Origin of the sequence: Methanocorpusculum bavaricum DSM 4179 (assembly GCF_000430905.1) — an archaeon.
Taxonomy (GTDB): Archaea; Halobacteriota; Methanomicrobia; order Methanomicrobiales; family Methanocorpusculaceae; genus Methanocorpusculum; species Methanocorpusculum parvum.
The window spans coordinates 72,501-88,340 of the sequence record NZ_KE387269.1 but is presented as its reverse complement, the minus strand read 5'-3'; the positions used below and the strand labels follow the sequence as shown (position 1 = coordinate 88,340).

17 protein-coding genes are annotated in these 15,840 nt (G+C 52.6%); 11 read left to right on the top strand and 6 right to left on the bottom strand.

Features of this window, described 5'->3' with window-relative positions:
- Position 1 precedes the first annotated feature (1 nt).
- Positions 2-589 (bottom strand): pyruvate kinase alpha/beta domain-containing protein, encoded by a 588-nt coding sequence (locus tag H575_RS07745; RefSeq protein ID WP_042700388.1) that lies wholly within the window; start codon positions 587-589, stop codon positions 2-4.
- 4 nt (positions 590-593) lie between these two features.
- Positions 594-866 (bottom strand): acylphosphatase, encoded by a 273-nt coding sequence (locus H575_RS07740; RefSeq protein ID WP_042700452.1) that lies wholly within the window; start codon positions 864-866, stop codon positions 594-596.
- Positions 867-972: 106 nt separating this feature from the next.
- Here H575_RS07740 and serS point away from each other — a divergent pair, with 106 nt between their 5' ends.
- Entirely contained in the window at positions 973-2,250 is a 1,278-nt protein-coding gene (serS, locus tag H575_RS07735; protein ID WP_042700385.1) for a serine--tRNA ligase, read from the top strand.
- Positions 2,251-2,706: 456 nt separating this feature from the next.
- Here serS and H575_RS07730 read toward each other — a convergent pair whose 3' ends face one another.
- Entirely contained in the window at positions 2,707-3,129 is a 423-nt protein-coding gene (locus H575_RS07730) for a GxxExxY protein (protein ID WP_042700383.1), read from the bottom strand.
- A gap of 415 nt (positions 3,130-3,544) precedes the next feature.
- Here H575_RS07730 and asd point away from each other — a divergent pair, with 415 nt between their 5' ends.
- The 9 genes from asd to H575_RS07690 all read left to right on the top strand — a co-directional run bounded on the left by asd (position 3,545) and on the right by H575_RS07690 (position 12,816).
- Positions 3,545-4,561 carry an aspartate-semialdehyde dehydrogenase gene (gene asd, locus H575_RS07725; protein ID WP_042700379.1) on the top strand — a complete coding sequence of 339 codons (1,017 nt, stop codon included), beginning with the start codon at positions 3,545-3,547 and terminating at the stop codon, positions 4,559-4,561.
- Positions 4,562-4,583: 22 nt separating this feature from the next.
- The gene (gene albA, locus H575_RS07720; protein WP_042700377.1) at positions 4,584-4,853 is read left to right on the top strand and encodes a DNA-binding protein Alba; all 270 of its coding nucleotides are present in this window, start codon (positions 4,584-4,586) and stop codon (positions 4,851-4,853) included.
- Between the two features lie 7 nt (positions 4,854-4,860).
- Complete coding sequence (locus H575_RS07715; protein WP_042700376.1) at positions 4,861-6,096, top strand: ArsB/NhaD family transporter; 1,236 nt, start codon at positions 4,861-4,863, stop codon at positions 6,094-6,096.
- 83 nt (positions 6,097-6,179) lie between these two features.
- Complete coding sequence (locus H575_RS09560) at positions 6,180-6,707, top strand: MFS transporter (protein ID WP_245554509.1); 528 nt, start codon at positions 6,180-6,182, stop codon at positions 6,705-6,707.
- A gap of 30 nt (positions 6,708-6,737) precedes the next feature.
- A complete protein-coding gene (locus H575_RS09555) occupies positions 6,738-7,364 on the top strand; it encodes an MFS transporter (RefSeq protein ID WP_245554507.1) in 627 nt (208 codons plus the stop codon).
- Positions 7,365-7,443: 79 nt separating this feature from the next.
- Positions 7,444-7,578 carry a hypothetical protein gene (locus H575_RS09630; protein WP_280841933.1) on the top strand — a complete coding sequence of 45 codons (135 nt, stop codon included), beginning with the start codon at positions 7,444-7,446 and terminating at the stop codon, positions 7,576-7,578.
- Between the two features lie 1,417 nt (positions 7,579-8,995).
- On the top strand, positions 8,996-10,687 hold the full coding sequence (locus H575_RS07700) for a cache domain-containing protein (protein WP_042700370.1): 1,692 nt from the start codon (positions 8,996-8,998) through the stop codon (positions 10,685-10,687).
- Positions 10,688-10,695: 8 nt separating this feature from the next.
- On the top strand, positions 10,696-12,393 hold the full coding sequence (locus H575_RS08995) for a cache domain-containing protein (RefSeq protein ID WP_081406708.1): 1,698 nt from the start codon (positions 10,696-10,698) through the stop codon (positions 12,391-12,393).
- A 6-nt stretch (positions 12,394-12,399) separates the two neighbouring features.
- Positions 12,400-12,816 (top strand): hypothetical protein, encoded by a 417-nt coding sequence (locus H575_RS07690; RefSeq protein WP_042700368.1) that lies wholly within the window; start codon positions 12,400-12,402, stop codon positions 12,814-12,816.
- Between the two features lie 199 nt (positions 12,817-13,015).
- Here H575_RS07690 and H575_RS07685 read toward each other — a convergent pair whose 3' ends face one another.
- Both H575_RS07685 and H575_RS07680 read right to left on the bottom strand, forming a co-directional pair.
- Positions 13,016-13,837 (bottom strand): amino acid kinase family protein, encoded by an 822-nt coding sequence (locus H575_RS07685; protein ID WP_042700365.1) that lies wholly within the window; start codon positions 13,835-13,837, stop codon positions 13,016-13,018.
- Between the two features lie 17 nt (positions 13,838-13,854).
- Positions 13,855-14,082 (bottom strand): hypothetical protein, encoded by a 228-nt coding sequence (locus H575_RS07680; protein ID WP_042700362.1) that lies wholly within the window; start codon positions 14,080-14,082, stop codon positions 13,855-13,857.
- Positions 14,083-14,204: 122 nt separating this feature from the next.
- On the opposite strand from H575_RS07680, the gene H575_RS09330 reads away from it, so the two are divergent.
- Positions 14,205-14,381, top strand: coding sequence for a hypothetical protein (locus tag H575_RS09330; protein WP_155897869.1), 177 nt, complete (start codon positions 14,205-14,207; stop codon positions 14,379-14,381).
- Between the two features lie 23 nt (positions 14,382-14,404).
- On the opposite strand, the gene H575_RS07675 is transcribed toward H575_RS09330, so the two are convergent.
- Positions 14,405-15,634 carry an ornithine cyclodeaminase gene (locus tag H575_RS07675; protein ID WP_042700360.1) on the bottom strand — a complete coding sequence of 410 codons (1,230 nt, stop codon included), beginning with the start codon at positions 15,632-15,634 and terminating at the stop codon, positions 14,405-14,407.
- Positions 15,635-15,840: the final 206 nt, after the last annotated feature.

Genomic DNA, 15,840 nt, shown 5'->3' with positions numbered 1-15,840 from the left:
CTCAGCGGTCCCTTGGCATCGCTACGAATTCCCTGACCTGCAGATCGAAAAATCCTGCAGTGTGCGCCGGTCTGATCACGACGACCGTGTCCGCCCCCTCGATCGTCCCTCCTAACGCGACGACCTCTTCGGAAAGAGGGATCGCTCCCTGATCCGCTGCGATCAGAACACACTCGACGGCGACTTTCATGCCGATACCGACGGTCCGCCTGAACGCTTCTGCCACGACTTCGGTCCTGCTGCTTCCGCCGAGCCTCGGGTTCCTCGAGATCGCCCGTTCCAGTCCGGAAAGGGCGTGCGTCCCGCAGATGACCGTCACGCCCAGAGACCGCAGTTCTTCTGCGAGTGCGGGATCGAACTCCCAGACCCCGGGTGTGGAAAATCCTACTGCATGGGTCACGATCACGAGATGCAGACCGGTCCCCTGTACCGCCTCAAACAGGATCTTTGCGGTGTATCCTTCTGAACTTGCCGCGACGATCGTTGAAAGCCCGAGCTCCTTTGCCCGCTGCACGGCGATCTCTGCACAGTCCCGGGTGTTTTCTTTCCCGGGCTTTGTAAAGTAGGTGATGGTTTTTTCGATTTTCATGTCTTTACTCCCGTTTAATTGTAAAATCTGTGAAATCGGTCAGAACATACCCGGTACACTTCACGTCCCTGATGATCGCCCGGGGGCATGAGTAAGCCATGGCAAGGAACTTCTCTATAATGACCTCCTCGCCGGTGACCAGGACCCTGACCCTGCCGTCGGACAGATTCTCCACTTCGCCGCAGAGACCCAGATTCAATCCCGCATTCCTCACGCAGGCACGAAAGCCGACTTTTTGTACTCTTCCGGAGAAGAGGATCTCCATTGTCTGTTTCATGTTCATCTGACCTGATTAGTATCTAAGTTTGTCATTCGAGGTTTAATAACTCGTTTGTACAACAAAAACCCTCTTCATCTAAAAGCGCAAACAGTACTAGTCAATCATGCTCGATATCAAATTCGTCAGAGCCCACCCGGAAGTCGTTGTTGCAGATCTGGAAAAACGCCAGGATGCCGAGAAACTTCTCTGGGTCGATACGGTTCTTGAACAGGATAAAATTTTCCGCGAACTTACGGTAAAAAACAATGAGCTTCGCGCCAGAAGAAATCAGATAGCAAAGGAGATCAATGCCTGCAAAAAAGAGGGGAAGGATCCGGCTCCTCTTTTTGCCGAAGCAAAGGCACTGCCCGGACTGATCAAGGATAACGACGATATCATGGAAAAGGCGACCGAGCAGGTAAGATATTACCTGATGCGTCTGCCGAATATCCTGCACGAGAGCGTTCCATACGGGAAAGACGACACGGAAAATGTCGTCATAAAGAAAGTCGGCACCCCGCGGATCCTCGATTTCGAGCTGAAGAATCACGGAGAACTCGCCGCGGCAAACGGCTGGGCCGACTTTGAGCGTGCCACAAAAACGAGCGGTGCAGGATTCTATTTCCTGAAAGGCAATCTCGCTCTCCTTGATCTCGCTCTCCAGAGGTTTGCTCTGGATACGATAATCGCCAAAGGCTATACGCCGATCATCCCGCCGTACATGATGAACAAAAAATCCTACGAGGAAGTCACTGACCTCGGAGATTTCGAGAAGGTCATGTACAAGATCGAGGATGACGACGCCTATCTTATCGCCACCGCGGAACACCCGATGGCGGCAATGTATCAGGACGAGATCTTCGAAGAGAAGGATCTGCCCCTGAAAATGGTGGGTATCTCGCCCTGTTTCCGGCGTGAGATCGGCGCTCACGGACTTGACTCCCGCGGTCTGTTCCGTGTCCACCAGTTCACCAAGATCGAACAGTTCATCTACTGTATGCCGGAGAGATCCTGGGAGATGCATGAGGAACTGCTGGCAAACTCCGAAGAACTGTTTACCAAACTCGGTCTTCCCTACCGGGTCGTGAACATCTGTACCGGCGATATCGGAACCGTGGCCGCCAAAAAATACGATATGGAAGCATGGATGCCGCGGGACAATGAGTACCGCGAAGTGGTGTCCTGTTCGAACTGTACCGCCTATCAGTCGGTACGGCTGAACATCCGCGTCCGCGATGCGCATGATTTCGAGTCCAAACAGTGGCTCCACACCCTCAATTCTACGGCGGTCGCCACTTCCCGCGCTCTGCGCTGTATCCTCGAAAACTACCAGACCGAAGACGGCAGGGTCGAGATCCCCAAGGTCCTTCGTCCGTACATGAATGGTCTGGAGTATCTCTAACCTTTTTTTTGCTCTATCCAATTGATATGTCGATCCGTTGGGCAGAATGGTGTTGATTGAAGAAACCGTTTTTTGGTGTGCGGGGTGAGCCGTCAAGCGAGGGTCGTAGACCCGAGTCGGAGAGCAAACCGAAGGTTTGCGACCAAGTCGATAGACTTGCGAGAAAGTTTTCGAAGGAAACTTGCGAGTGTGCGGGTTGGACACGCAGTCAACGATCATTTTCGATTTCGTGTACGGAATTCTTTTTGATGAGCGCATCCATCACACGAAATGCACGAAAAACACACGAAAACACGAAAAATAGATAGATCGGTTGTTAGGCGATTGTACATCGTACCCTCCCCCGTCCCCCACACGAAACTTTCGAAAATCAACGAAATTCACGAAAAGGGGGACAGGGGCGGAGGAAAGAATATCTGCTCTTTTCGAAAAAAGGTGAGTGTATGGGAGTCTATGTCATTCAAAATAATATGGCGGTTCCTCTTCCTCCACAGAAGTAAGTGACGCTCCCTTTCGGACGATCCTTTGCACGTACACTTTAGGGTATGTACCAAAATTCACTAAGATCCCTAGATCGTATTTCCCGACATTGAGATAGTTCATCACCTGTTTCTGTTCTTCTTCCGTGGTATTATCTCGTGACTTCAGCTCAACAATTATTCGATCATAACAGACAAAATCCGGGGTATAATATCCGATATCCTGACCTTTGTATAATGCCGGCATACGTTTTTGCGGGACAAAGGGAATGTTTCTCAGGGTAAATTCATGTTCCAAAGCTTTCTGATAAAATGATTCGATGAATGTGTTTCCAAGAGTTTTGTACACTTCAAAAATAGCCCCGAAGATTGCATAGGATTCGTCTTTGTAATAGAGCATTATCTTTTATTTTATCAGCCAATCCTAATAAAAATCACCCCGTTGATGCAGGACGGAATATTACCCCATATCTCAATCCTTCACCCCTGTCCCCCTTTTCGTGCATTTCGTTGATTTTCGAAAGTTTCGTGTGGGGGACGGGGGAAGGTACTACATGGAGCCCCATCCAACTGCTCTTTTTCTTTTTCGTGTTTTCGTGTGTTTTTCGTGTATTTCGTGTGATGAATGCGCTCATCAAAAAGAATACCGTACACGAAACCGACGTACACCCAGGAAAAAAGCTCAACATCGATAAAATGAGAAGAGGTATATTTTACAGAACCTATGATTGGACAAATTCCAATCGATATTCCTATTCGCAGGACAGACTCTATCTAACACGTCTTTAAATAAGAGCCGCGCCCTATATCTTCCTATGATAAATGTTGGTGTACTTGGCGCGACCGGCGCGGTCGGTCAGCGGTTTGTACAGCTGCTCGCAGACCACCCCTGGTTCAACCTGACAACGCTTACCGCCTCTGAGCGTTCAGCAGGCAAACCCTACGGCTCGGTGGTAAACTGGCGGCTCGACTCACCCTTCCCTGACTCTTCCGCAGAACTCATCGTCGCTCCGACGACCGTTGACGCAGTAAAAGACTGTGATGTGGTCTTCTCAGCTCTGCCTGCGGATATTGCCACCAAACTCGAAACCGATATCGCCAATGCAGGAGTAGGAGTCTGCAGCAATGCAAGTTCCCACAGAATGGAAGCCGATGTCCCGCTCATGATCGCCGAGGTCAACCCCGAACACGCCGCACTGATCGATGTCCAGCGCAAAAAGGGACGGGACGGATTCATCGTCACCAATCCGAACTGTTCGACCATCATGCTGGCTACTGCCCTCGCCCCCCTGAGGAAATTCTCCTTCACAAACATCAACGTCGCAACCATGCAGGCGATCTCGGGCGCGGGATTCGAAGGCGTTCCGGCGTTCAGCATCTATGACAACGTCATCCCCTACATAGGGAGCGAAGAGGAAAAGATGTCCCGCGAGGCAAACAAGATCCTCGGGACCCTCGACGGCGGCAAGATCACCGGCGCTCCGTTCTCGGTCTCCGCATCCTGCAACCGTGTGCCGGTCATCGACGGACACACGCTCAATGTATGGATCGACATAAAGGCAACGCCGGCAGAGGTCATCGAGGCATTCAAAACCTGGCAGCCCCCGTTCTCCGGCCTGCCGACCCAGCCGGACCATACCGTCCTCTATCTCGATCAGGAAAACCGCCCGCAGCCCAGGCTTGACCGGAACCGCGGCAATGCCATGACCGTATCCGTCGGCAGGGTCCGGGAAGGCATCCGGTTCGTCGCGATGGGTCATAACACCATCCGCGGCGCGGCCGGCGCCTCGGTTCTGAACGCAGAACTGCTGCATACGATGAAATATATCTGAGAATCCCCTATATACTACGCAAATGGACGACAACACGGTATTAATCGGCACAAAACCTTTGATGAGTTATATCCTTGCTGTAGTCACACAGTTCAACAGCGGCAAGTCAGAGGTCGTGATCAAAGCACGCGGAAAAGCCATCGTGCGGGCAGTCGATACTGCGGAGGTATCGACCCGCCAGTTCCTCACCGGCGTTGTCAAAAAAAGTATCTCGATCTCAACCGACTCGGTCGAGACAGAGGAGGGGCCTGCCAACGTCTCTTCAATAGAGATCGTTTTGCAGAAGTCCTGAATATGGTATGATCCCGGTCGCAGTCTGGATCCTTGGAGCGGTGTTCTGTCTGATCGTCGTCCGGCAGATCGGCACCATCCGCCTTCCGATCTGGGGGGTCATGACTGCGGGAGCGTGCGCCGCGCTGATATTTGGGACGATATCGATCCCTGATGCGTTTTTTTCGATCAATTTTTCGGTGATCCTCTTTCTGCTCGGGATGTTCGTTCTCGGCGCGGCTCTGGAAAAGTCAGGGATCCTGCATCTTTTGTCCCTGAAAAGCTTTGCCCGCGCAAAGACGAAAAAAGAGGTCCTGTTCTGGTTCATTCTTGTAATGGCGGCCTTCTCCGCCTTTCTCATGAATGATACGATCGCGATCATCGGAACGCCGGTGGCGCTCTTCTGTGCGGCGGCTTACAAAATCCCGGTCAAAACCATGCTGTTTGCCCTGTGCTTCGCGGTGACGTTTGGGAGCTGCATGACTCCGATAGGAAATCCGCAGAACCTGCTTATCGCGATCTCCGGCGGCGTGCCGTTTGCGTTCCTTGAGTTCGCTCTGTATCTGCTGGTCCCTTCGGTGATCTGTCTGTATGCGGTCTACCGGATCCTTCTGCTGACGATCCCGTCTCCGGGATCTCATGTGGTCCATGAACCGGGAAAGGTATTTTTTGATGAGGCGCTGAGCCGGTGGTCGAAGATTTCGCTCGGGCTTGTTTTTTTCACGGTCGTTTTGCGGATCGTTCTGTCCTTCTTCGGATTCGAACTGCCGTTTGCCGTTATCGCGGCGGCGGCGGCGTTCCCCCTCCTGCTGTTTTCCAAGAGGCGTGTCGAACTTCTGCGCGGAGTCGACTGGTCGACGCTTCTGTTCTTTGCCTCGATGTTTGTCCTGATGGCGGCGGTCTGGAACTCCGGGTTTATCCAGACCATCCTGCCGACCTCGGAGATGACTTCGGTCCCGATCCTTTTTGGAACGACGGTGATCGTCTCCCAGTTCATCTCGAATGTGCCGTTCGTGGCGCTGATCCTGCCGGCTCTTACCGGATCGGGGATCCCGCTGTATATGGCGCTGGTCGCCGGCTGCACAGCGGCCGGTTCTTTAACGATCATCGGCGCGGCTTCCAGCGTGATCGTTTTGCAGCGTGCGGAAAAGAGCGGGGAGACGTTTTCGTTCATGGAGTTTTTTAAAATAGGTCTGCCGGTGACGCTGATCGCGGCGGGGGCGTATATCGGGTGGATCCTTGTTGTCGGGCTGTTTGCCGGCTGACGTGCCTTCGGGGGCGGAAAAATACCAGGCTCGAATAGTTAAATAGCATGCGGGCTTATCTCTATTCACGTTAAGGCGACTCCATGCGGCGGATCTATGATGCAAAAATTACCGGGGCGGTCAGCGGCCATTTTCTGATCGATCTGTATACGCCGGTTTTGCCGGTGATCCTTCCGCTTCTTATTACCAGTATGGGTCTGTCGTATTTTCTTGCGGGACTTGTCGTGACGGTGTTCAATGTGACATCGTCGATCACCCAGCCGTTTATCGGTCTGTACGGGGACCGGACGGGGAAACGTGCGAGCGTGCCGCTGTGTGTTCTGATCGGCAGCGCGGGTATCTCGCTTTCGGTTCTGACAAACGATTATCTGATCCTTCTTCTGCTGGTGACCGGCGCGGCGGTCGGCCATGCGCTGTTTCATCCTTCAGCTATGGCGATCGTCCATCAGCTGAGTCCGCCGGCAAAGAAGGGGCTGTATAACTCGATCTTTACGACAAGCGGGAGTATCAGTTATTCGATCGGTCCGCTTATCGCGGGGTTTCTTATTACGGTCGGGGGTCTGCCGTCGGTTGCCTGGATGGTTCTGCCGGGTTTTCTCGGGGCGGCCTAGATCTTTCGAAATGACCGGCGGACCGGCGCTGTGGAGCCGGTGAAAAAAGCCGCGGTGGAAAAAAAGCCGGTCCGGGAAAGATACTGGTGGATACCTGCGGGACTGGTCGTGACGGTGTGTGCTCTGCGTGCCTGGGCGTATGTGGGGGTCATCACGTATCTGCCGACGCTGCTTCTTTTGTGGTATCAGGGGATCGATACGATGACGACATCGATTATTGTGACGGTGATGCTGTTTTCAGGTGTCTTGGGACAGATTTCAGGGGGGTATCTTTCCGACCGGTTCGGACGCAAAAGAGTGCTGGTCCTTGGATTTCTGGCGGCGGTCCCGTGTTTCTGTCTGATCTTTCTCTCGGCCGGATGGCCGATGTATGCCGGGATCATGCTGTATGCGTTTTTTGCGAGCTTCTGTTATGTGGCTTCGGTGACGATGACGCAGGATCTTCTGCCGGGGAGTGTGGGTTTTGCGTCAGGTCTGACGCTTGGGCTTTCGATGGGAGTGGGAGGTGTCGGAGCGGCGCTGATCGGCTGGGCGGCCGATGTTATGGGGTCGCTGCCGGATGCGATGTTTCTTCTGATCGTGCCGACGGTGCTTTGCCCGATCCTTGCGCTGTTTATCAGATATCCGGGAAAGCTTGCCGGCGCCGCTGAAGAGTGAGGCGCGATCCGGCTGACTGCGGATCCGGGCCGGCGGGCCGAGAATAATTTTATCTCCGAAAAATACTATACAAAAAATAATGGCATTTGATTTTGTAGATGACGATGACAACTCCATCCGATTTGCAGATAAGACCGGCAAAAAGAAGTTCTCTGAACATGTCCCGAAGAAGGCTGATATCAAAGGGATGAAGACGAAGAATAAGCGAAAGTGATCCTCACTTTAAAGAATCTTTTTTGTGATCCTTTATGATGATATTTGTTCTGTCATTCGTAAAGCCGGAGTCCTATTCAACAAGATCAGCGGATCTTCATTCCTTCCGTGGCATCCTTGAGCGGAACAAGACGTGATGCACCTTCACCTTCCATAAGGAAAAAGGATTTTATCCGGTTATTTTTGTTGTGCGGGTTGACGTCAGCTTAAGGGGCGAGGGGTCGGGTCGGGATGCTGCAAATATTTTGATTATCCCAAAGGTCCAAGAGAGGAGTGTCTGTTCTTTTCTTTCCCTCTAAAGTCAGAAGCGGGCAGACATGCTTTGCAGTTTTTGTTGTTTGTCTTGCTCTCTGAGGTGTTTTCCTCACACTATTGCCGGATGTTTTGAGAGATCATGATGCGTTTTTTTTCATTGCCGGACGGGGCCTGAGTTCTTTTTTGGCGGGCTTCGTGTTCGTGTGCGGGATTTTTCCTGATCGGGCGGATATACCCGGAAACCTTCGGTTTGGCCGCAAGGAAAAGATTTGGTGTCAAGTATGTCGACTTGCTTAGCTAAGGTTGGCCGCGTTCCGCGTCCAACCCGCCTGACCGCAAGTTTTCTTTGGATAGGACTTACGCGGTGTGGTTGTGAATCCAAGTTGGGAAGGGTACGGCTGGGTTTGGAAACATGAGATTATTTAACCGCCAATCTCCGCGAATTCACGCGAATCGCATTTTTCTTGCGTTCGGGTGCTCTGCTTCGGCTGATGCGTGCAAATCGAAGATTTGCGTGCCGCCTCAAATGGGCTTTGCCCATTTGGGCTTCGCCTACGCAGAATCGCACCCTCTCTGGAAAAATGCTATAAGAAAAACCCGCGTGAGGGTTTTTCTGTTGTTTCATAATTTATTGATTTCACAAAAAGAGAAATTAACGGAGAGAAAAACCGGCACGCCGGTTTTTCTGATAGCATTTTTCCAGACGGCGTGCGATTCCTGCGTAGGCGAAGCCCAAACAGGCAAAGCCTGTTTGAGGCGGCACGCAAATCTTCGATTTGCACGCATCAGCCGGAGCAGAGCACGCAGGCGCAAGAAAAATGCGATTCGCGTGAATTCGCGGAGATTCGCGGTTAAATATTCTCTTGTGTCTACACACAACAACCTCCTTCCCAAATTGGATTGAGGATAACACCGCGTAACTACTATTTGGAAACTTGCTTAGCTAAGGTTGGCCGCGTTCCGCGTCCAACCCGCCTGACCGCAAGTTTTCTTCAAAAACTTGCTTAGCTAAGGTTGGCCGCGTTCTGCGTCCAACCCGCCTGACCGCAAGTTTTCTTTGGAAACTTGCTTAGCTGAGGTCGGCCGCGTTCCGCGTCCAACCCGCCATCAAAACCTTTAATAACTCTCCCCTTGAATTGTTCACTAGGATAGAAGATACAATTATGAAACCCGTTACTCCTTCTTCAATAGTCATCATCGGCATACTTCTTCTTATTTTGGCCGCTGCCGGGTGTATAGCTGCCCCCGAGGAACCAAAAATCGAACCGGTCTCCGAACAGTATTACGCGGACATGAACGTGGCACTCGACAGATATGTAGAGACCATCAATGCTGAGATGGCGCAGATCAACGCATCGGTCTGGACTGCCGCCAGGGAACTGGACGGTGTCCCGGCAGATGATCCGGCAGTCAAACTCGCGCTCTTAAAACTCAAAAGCGAGATCCCGCTCGCATACGATGCAGGACGGGTCACCAAGGATAACTATCTTTCTGCCGTGACCAATCCGATGGGAGAAAAAACCCTCGTCGGGACCTATGTCGGGACCTACCAGTTCACCGAAGAAGAACTCACGTCAGCCGGAAACACCTGTCTCATATCCGGCTACACCACCTTCAAAAACGGTGAACGCGGCGTCCGTATAGCGGCGCCCGTCTATGACGCCGAAGGAAACTTTGACGGCATCCTGCAGGTGCCTCTCGACGTGGACTACCTCTTCGCAGGGCCTGCTGAAATACTCAAGAATGAATGCGGATACACCGCCTGGATCGTTGATACAAACGGCATCGTGATCTATGATGACGATTCGTCTGAAGTCGGCTCGGATCTCACCGCCGAATCCTCATATTTTACCCCCACCTACACCAAAGCGGTCCAAACTATCCTTGCAGACACATCGGGACAGGCTTCATACATCCATTTTACCCGCGGCTGGGTCTCCCGGGATCAGATAAACGCGGTCTGGACGACTCTGCAGCCCGGCGTCGGAACAGAATGGCGGATCATACTCACTGATGATGTACATGAATACGAGGGTCCTGAAAGTACGCAGATAACACAGGATGAGCTGAAGGCCTTTATGATAAATGCCTACGTATATGCCAACACAGAAGGAAAACTAAAAGCTCTTGCCGCATTCAATGATCCGCACGGTCCGTTCGTCGACGGAGAGCTGTATGTCTTTGCGCTGGATATGGACGGTACGTCTCTGGCACTCCCCCACCAGCAGCCGCTTGTCGGAACAAGTTCCTGGTTTTCCCTGGACCCGACCGGGGTCAAATATATCCAGCGCATGATCGCCCGGGCACAGCAGGGCGGCGGATATGTGTTTTATCTGTATCCGAATCCGGACGAAGGATTCCAGCATGAACTGAAGTTGTCCTATGTGATCCCGGTCGATAACGACTGGTTCATCGGCGCAGGAGTATATCAGCATGATTCGGCGTTTTCCCACGGCAAAGTCATCGACTGGCAGACACGAAACGCTCTGGTCGAACAGGTTCGGACCATGCGGTATCTTGCTGCCGTCGAAGGCATACCCGCGGTGACCGATATGATCATGGATCCGGCCAGTTCGATCCAAAGAGAAGACATCTACCCGTTCGCGGTCACCGGAAACGGCACGATCCTTGCATTCTCCACCGAACCGGCCCTTGTCGGGACCAACCAGCTCGGCAGTGTCAACAGTTACGGGATGTCCTTTGTCCGGGAAGGTATCTCCCTTGGAAAGAGCGGCGGCGGCCTGATGTACACGCTCGCCTGGGACTCCGCACAGAACCGTGAGGTGTATGTCCTGGATTACGTTGAACCGGTTGGAAACGACACCTACTTTGCAAGCTTTATGATTATTGAGTGAGGAAAAAAATGACACGAAATCAAGTACTGATGATCGGTGTTGCCGGCATACTGCTGATCCTCATAATTACCTCGGGCTGCATTGCGTTTGCGGGAAACACGCCCGAACTTCAGCCTGTTTCCGATGAACACACCGGTGAAATGCAGGCGGCGCTGTATCCGGTGATCTACCTGATCACCGATGAGATGGATGATGCATGCAGTTTAGTGATGAAAACTGCCCGCGAACTTGACGGAAAAGAAGCAACCGATCCGGACGTCCGGCTTGCTCTCGTTAAACTGAGACGCGATATCCCGTCCTCCTTTGAGGTGGGGCTCTTCGATGCAGACGACACGCTGATCTCTTCAACTGAAGACCTTGGCGCGACCATGGAGATCGGCTCAGGCAAGGCGACCCATCATTACACCGAAGAGGACTTCAAGGCTGCCGGATCGCGGTGCATCGTCTCGGGATACACGACCCTTCTTCACGGAGACAACGGATTTACCTTCACCGCCCCGGTGTATGATGATGATGGAAAGTATAACGGGAACCTCCGGGTCGGGATCGACACCCGGGCGCTCTTTGCAGGGATCAACGAATATCTCAGAAATGAATACGGCTATACGATCTGGGTGACCCAGGAGAACGGGCTTGTGATCTATGATCAGGACTCCCAGGAGATCGGGGAAAATCTCATCTCCGACACGCTGTATCAGATCCCCTCTCTGCAGAGTGCCGTGAAAAAGATCCTCGCAGATCCGTCGGGCAATGCCTCGTACTTCTTCCACGACCCAACCTGGGTGAACTTTGTCCAGACCAACACCGTCTGGGGGACCGTCAGTCCGGGATACGGCATGACCTGGAAGATCGTTCTGTCCGACAATGTTCCGGGAAAAACCTCGGGGGATCCTGAGGAGATGCGGACACCCGAAGAGCTGAAAGCATTTGTTGAAGAGGCCTATGTCTACGCCCAGAAGGAAGGAAAGGAAAAAGCGCTTGCTGCGTTCAATGATCCGCGCGGGGAGTTTAGTGACGGTGAACTCTACATCTTCGCCTATGATATGGACGGCGTTACGATGGCTCTTCCTTATCAGCCGGGGCTGATCGGAACGAGCCGCTGGTTCATTGAGGATCCAAGCGGCGTGAAGATCATGCAGCGGATGGTCTCCCGGGCAGAGCAGGGCGGCGGGTATCTGTGTTATCTGTATCCAAACCCTGACCACAATTATGCCATGGAGTATAAACTGTCTTATCTGATGCCGGTGGATGACACCTGGTTCATCGGGGCAGGTTCCTACATCCAAAACAGTCCTCTGTCGAACTCCGAGTACATCGACTGGCAAGCCAGGGCGGATCTCACCTATCAGGTGAGAAACATGCAGTACATTGCGGCCACTGAAGGGATCCCGTCACTTACCGCGATGATCAAGGATCCAACCAGCAGTCTGCAGATCGACGGACTCTATCCGTTTGCGGTCGCCGAAAACGGCACGGTCCTTGCCTGTTCCCTTAAACCCTGGCTGGACGGCACCAATCAGCTGGGACGAACAACAGCTCTCGGCGTATCGCTATTCAGGGAAATGATCTCCACTGCCCGTGAGGGGGGCGGCGTGTTCTACTACCTGGATGGTGATCCGGGAAGCAGTGATGCGCAGTATATGCTGATCTATGTCGAACCGGCTGGTGCCTCCGTCTGTGTAGGCAGTATGCTTATAATCGGGTGAGCTTGTATGGTCATTCGCTACAAAAAGAAAACTCCCGGACAGATCCGTTTTATCATGGTGGTCTTTCTCATTGCGGCCGTGATTATGATCCTTGTAGGCGCACTCTCGGGTTTGCTGTTTGGAGCGAACTATATCGTGGATCAGTCTCTTTCGGATCCTGATGTTCTGGTGAATCCGTCATTGGCAGGAAATGATATCGTCGTGACGATCTATGAAGGACGAAGGATCAGCGAGCTCGAGCAGATTTCAGTGGAGATCGAAGGCTATGCTCCCGTGGTGATGAATGTGCAGAAAGGCGCGTCCGAGGTCGTTTTTACCGGAATCGCCGTTCAGATCACGGAAACACGGACGGTCGGCGTACGCGGGATATTTACCGACGGCACGGTAAAACATCTGAAGATAGTCGAGCTGAAGTTCACCTGATCTCTGACAAAAAAAAATCTTTTTTTGCGGATGGAAGTTCGGCCGAGAGCAAACTGAATGTTTGCGGTTCGCGGTCGGTTTTTTCTCATGTCTCCGCGCATTCCTGTACACGAAATCGAAGTACGTCTCAGAAGGACTTCAGTTTTTTCCGGTTGACAGCACACCGCGTAAGTCCTATTAAAAAAAAGGTTTGCCGGGTTCACCCGCGGCGGATCACGGTCCCGGCCTTTCCTTCACGCAAAACTGCAGTCAGTTCGCCTGGATTATGGCCGTTCACGATCCTGACCTCATGCAGATTTTTGCAGTGCGCCAAAATCTCCACGGCCTTATGCTCCATAACCATATCGTCCATATTCAGATCCATAAGTTCGGTCGTGGTGATGGAAGGGATCAGCTCGGCATCCGGATAGATAAACGGATTCTTATCAAAAAGACCTGCAGTATTTTTCACCAGAATGCAGGCCTTCGCTCCAAGCACTTCGGCCGCGATCAGCGCACCGCAGTCCGTCCGATACTGAGGGAGCATCCCCTTTTCCGGAGGCACCTCAAAAAGACCAAACGGCGGCGTTCCCTGGGTCACCGGCAAAACACCCTGGCGAAGCAGGTTTGGGACCTCTAAAATATCAGATGTCGAGATCGACTGTCCGCCGACATCAGCAAGAAGGATGGAAAGCATCAGCGCATTCTGCTCGCTGATCTTTCCGGCAAGCGACGCAAGAACGCCGGTCGGCATCCCAAGATCCAGACCGATATCCATAACATGACGGACACGCGCCCCGCCGCCCGTCATGATAAGCATAGGAAAATCATGGACAAGATCCCTGATCTCGCAAACAAGAGGATGGACCGCAGACGATCCGTAATCAATAACTCCGTGTCCGCCGATCTTGACGACGCTGACTTCGGGAGCGATACGAAGAGGGATGATCCCCTCCTGCCCGGAAAGAAGACCGACGCGGGAGAGCGTTTCACCCTTAAGATTTGATTCGAGACTTTTACGTGTATAGGGCGTTATTCTCATACGTACTATACATAAAGTCACTCAGAGTATTTCTTTTTACCGTGTTCCGCCTCATCGATCGGGGCAAGATAGATAAGTTCGGCATCGACACCCTCCAGAATGGCTTCAAGTTCCGTTTTTCTGAAGTGGCTGGCGGCAAAACGAATGTCGGTACGGTCTCCGGTAACCGCAGCGATACGGTATCTCGGCTCCTGGACGCCTGTCCCGACCTTGTTTCGCTCTCTTACATAAATTTTTGTTGTCATTTTTTATCTCACCTGCTTTTTACACTGATATATCAGCTGGTATATGGGATAAATATTTGTATTGTGTGATAAAAAAATCCAGGCGTATGTATTTATTAATCTGTAATGATAATTAGTGATAAATGCACGAAAATCCGATCACGTATCAAAAAGCTCTTAATGCCTCAGCCGTTGCCGATTCACTCAGCTGCGACAAGGCACTCGCTATCTGTAAAATTTTTGAATTCGACCATGCCCCGTTCCGCGAGTACTGTGAATCACACCAGATCACGTTCACTGACTGCAGCACGGGTTTTTAAGAAAAAAACTGTTTTTGGAGAGATCAGCGTTTCGCCTGATTTCTCAACTCTTCTAAAAGGAGCGGCATGAACGTTCCGGCATCGCTGATCAGACCGATCGCCTGGGAGGTCCCGCGGTCCATGAGTTTGGTGACGGACGCGGGGTTTATGTCCACACAGATGGTTTTGACATGGGAGGGGAGAAGATTTCCGACAGCGACCGAGTGCAGGAGGGTTGCGACCATCAAAACCATCCCAAGCTCGGGGATGTGCCGGCGCATGGCGTCCTGGGACTCCATGACGTTCTGGATGACATCCGGCAGAGGGCCGTCGTCACGGATCGATCCGGCGAGAACATAGGGCACATCGTTTTTGATGCATTCGTACATGATCCCGCGGGTGACCAGGCCGGATTCGACGGCGGCACGGATCGAGCCGGCACTCATGATCTTGTTTATTGTATAGAGATGATGCCTGTGTCCTCCGCTGACGAGTTCGCCTGTCGCAAGGTTCATGCCAAGCGATGTGCCGAAGATGCTGCTTTCGAGATCATGGGTTGCGAGGGCGTTGCCGGCGAATAGGACATCGAGGTATCCCTCGCGGATCATCGAAGCGACGGCGTCGGACGCGCCGGTATGGACGATCGCGGGTCCCCCGACGAGAGCGACCTTTTTTCCGGAGGCTTTGATCGCGAGGAGTTCTTTGGCGATCCGGCTGATGATCGTCCGGCTCGGCCGCTCGGAGGAGACGCTGCCGGCCATGAACTCGAAGACGCCGATCTCACGCGGCCGTTCGGGGAAGTCGACCCTGACGCCTTCCTCGCCGACGACAACGGTGTCTCCCGGGAGAAGTTTGCCCTGCACGACGCATTTTGCGGTCATGTTTTTTGTGTCGACCGCGATGAGCGCATCCATTTTCATGGTGCCGACAGGTATCCACGTATCTTTGTAATGGACATAGGTCGGGTGGTTGGTCGTTGAATAGAATCCTTCCGGTGCGACCTTATCTTTTACAACGGTGACGAGTTCGACCTCCGCCTCTCCGGAGACGATGACACCCAATCTGCGGAGTTCGCTGATGAGGGCGGTCAGCTGCTCTGGGGTTTCGGCGCAAATCTGCATTCTGGCATAGCTCGGATCGGTCTTCAGCCGGCCAAGGGTAAACTCTTCCGTTTCGAAATCGCCGTTGTATTCGACGACGGTGTCCATGACTTTGGCAAGGATCCCGGAATCTACAATGTGGCCCCGAAGTTCGATTTCCCGCGAAAACTTCATGGGATAGTATTTGGATGTGATATGACATGAATTTAGGGGAAGATGGGGCGGGAAGGCTGGTTTATCTCTCAGCCGAAAAAAAGATCACACATCTCTCACGTTCTGAGAAACATGCTTGCGAGCCGCGACTTCGATAAAACGATCGTCGTGGGTCGGCCGGCCGTGAGGGCACGAATCGACCCGCCGATTTTCTAATGTGCAGTCGA